This is a genomic window from Saccharomonospora iraqiensis subsp. paurometabolica YIM 90007, assembly GCF_000231035.2.
Lineage (GTDB): Bacteria > Actinomycetota > Actinomycetes > Mycobacteriales > Pseudonocardiaceae > Saccharomonospora > Saccharomonospora paurometabolica.
Genome location: NZ_KI912255.1, coordinates 28,268 through 29,811, shown reverse-complemented (window position 1 = coordinate 29,811; position 1,544 = coordinate 28,268). Strand labels below are relative to the sequence as shown.

1 protein-coding gene and 1 pseudogene are annotated in these 1,544 nt (G+C 73.4%); both read left to right on the top strand.

Annotation, left to right across the window (positions count from 1 at the left end; all coding sequences use genetic code 11):
- A partial coding sequence (locus SACPADRAFT_RS0218650) for an arginase family protein (protein ID WP_007027569.1) occupies positions 1-726 on the top strand: 726 nt, incomplete at its 5' end.
- A gap of 226 nt (positions 727-952) precedes the next feature.
- Positions 953-1,544: pseudogene (locus SACPADRAFT_RS33205) on the top strand (PucR family transcriptional regulator); the annotation flags it as partial.

The following is a 1,544-nucleotide window of genomic DNA, read 5'->3' as shown; positions in this document are numbered from 1 at the left end:
GGCCGTGACGCGGGGCCCACCGTGGAGGACATCCCGTGCGACCCGGCCGCCACCCCCGCGGTGCGCGGGGTCGCCAACCGGGCCGCGCTGGTGGCGAACCGGCGGCCCCAGCTCGACGCGCTGGAGAATCCGGAGGGGCCGGTGCTCACCGTCGGCGCGAGCTGCGCGGCCGACCTCGTGCCCGCGGGGGTGGCCCGGTACCGGTACGGGGAGCGGCTGGGACTGCTGTGGCTGGACACGCACCCGGACTGCAACACGGCGGACAGTTCCCCGTCCGGCGCGTTCAACGGCATGGTGCTGCGCTCGCTCCTCGGTGAGGGCGACCCGGACTTCGCCGCCGCACCACCGGTGACGCCGGGGCGGGCGGTCCTCGCGGGTGCGGGCGTGTTCGACGAGGAGGAACGCCGGGTCGTCGACCGTGGCCTCGTGCGGCCCGTGCCCGCGCGGCCCGACGACGTCGTCGGTGCGCTGGCCGACGCCGGTGTCGACCGGGTGTACGTCCATCTCGACCTGGACGTGCTCGACCGTGACGCGTTCCGGGCGACCGTCGGGCAGGGCGCACCGGGGACCGGCGTGTCGGTGGCGGGGCTCGTGGCCGTGCTCGACGCGCTGGCCGACCTGGAGGTCGTGGGGGCCGCGATCACCGAGTGCACGGCCGCCGACCGCGCCGAGGTGCTCCCGCTGGTCCCGGTGGTCCAGGCGCTGGGCCGCCGACTGGGCGGCTGAGTTCGGCCGACTTGTCACGACGGCACAACGGTTCGTCCGGTTCCTGTCATATCCACCGAAAACGCCGTGCGTAGCGCGCCCGCGGTGATACTTTCGGTGACACTGCGGTTCGATCTCGTGGTCGGTGTCATCCCTCGGTGTCGTGGGAAGGGGGCATGTCGGCGTGCCGGAACGGACAGCGGAACAGGTCTCCGACACGATCGTCTCCGGGCGGCTGGCCGAGATCATGCGTCCGGAACTGGAGAGTGTCGCCGACGAGATCGTCGCGGAGATCCGGTCGTCCATCCCGGAGTACCGGCGTCCGCTCGACGGCCCCTACGGCAAGTCGATCACCGCGGGGGTGCGGCACGCGGTGTCGCTGTTCGTGTCCCAGATCGCCGATCCCGGCGCGTCCAAGCAGCACGCGCACGAGGTGCACCGCAGGCTGGGGCAGTACGAGATGCGCGAGGGCCGCAGTCTCGACACGTTGCAGGCCGCCTACCGGGTGGGCGCCCGTGTCGCCTGGCGGCGGATCATGGAGGTCGGCCGCCGTCGCGGGTTCACCTCGGGGGTGATGTCCCAGCTGGCCGACGCGATGCTCGGTTTCATGGACGAGCTGGCCTCGGTGGCGCTCGACGGTTTCCTGGAGGCGAAGGCGAGTTCGGCCGACGCCCTGGACACCTGGCGGCGCAGGCTGTTGCAGCTCGTGCTCGAACGTCCCGCCGCGCCGCCGGAGGCGATCGACGAGCTGGCACAGCTCGTCGGCTGGACCCGGCCGAAGACCGCCACGCCCGTGGCCGTGCGCCCGCTGCGGCCGCTGCCCTCGGGGCACCGGCCCC